1 protein-coding gene is annotated in these 813 nt (G+C 60.9%); it reads left to right on the top strand.

Translation table 11 applies throughout. From position 1 onward, the window contains the following. Nucleotides 1–46 precede the first annotated feature (46 nt). Nucleotides 47–813, top strand: a protein-coding gene (locus ACI3K3_RS25695) for an IS5 family transposase (protein ID WP_404918947.1) whose coding sequence is annotated in 2 segments (ribosomal slippage) — nt 47–368 and nt 368–813 — 768 coding nt in all. Because the reading frame shifts where the segments join, the coding sequence is not laid out codon by codon here.

Below are 813 nucleotides of genomic sequence, written 5' to 3'. Positions count from 1 at the left end.
CCCAAAGAGGCGGCAGCATGATTCACTCTCCGGAAGGAGACGAGGCATGGCACGGTTTGATCTGACGGATTTTGAGTGGTCGGTAATCGAGCCTTTGCTGCCGACAAAGGTGCGGGGCGTGAAGCGGGTCGATGATCGGCGAGTGTTGAACGGCATCTTCTGGCGATTGCGCACAGGTGCGCCATGGGCGGACATACCGTCACGCTACGGGCCGCACACGACTTGCGTGAACCGCTTCAACAGGTGGCGCAGAGCTGGCCATTGGGCGCGGATATTGGAAGCGGTATCAGCGGCTTACGAGGGCGATGTACAGATGATCGACAGTTCGTCGATCCGGGTCCACCAGCACGGTGCGAACGGCAGTAAAAAGGGGGATCCGGTTGCATGGGCCGTTCGCGCGGCGGCCTGACGACCAAGATCCACGCGCTGGTCGATGCCAACGGCCTGCCGATCGCTCTCAAGCTGACCGCCGGCCAGGCCCATGATGGCCGCAGCGCTGCCGACATGCTGGACACGATCGGCGATGGCGATGTGCTACTCGCCGACCGTGCCTATGACAGCGATGCGCTGAGGATCGAAATGGCCGCGCGCGGTGCGTGGGCCAACATCAAGCCCATGCCCAACCGCAAACGCCGCCCGATCTTCAGCGCATTCCTGTATCGTTATCGCAATCTGGTCGAACGCTTCTTCAGCAAACTCAAGCAGTTTCGAGCCGTAGCTACCCGCTACGACAAACGCGACGACAACTTCCTTGCCTCAGTCCAACTCGCATCCATCCGCATCTGGTTGCGGCATAATGAGTCGGTGGCCTAG

The sequence above is a fragment of the Novosphingobium sp. ZW T3_23 genome, from assembly GCF_044987305.1.
Classification (GTDB): domain Bacteria; phylum Pseudomonadota; class Alphaproteobacteria; order Sphingomonadales; family Sphingomonadaceae; genus Novosphingobium.
This window is presented reverse-complemented; position numbering and strand designations above follow the sequence as displayed.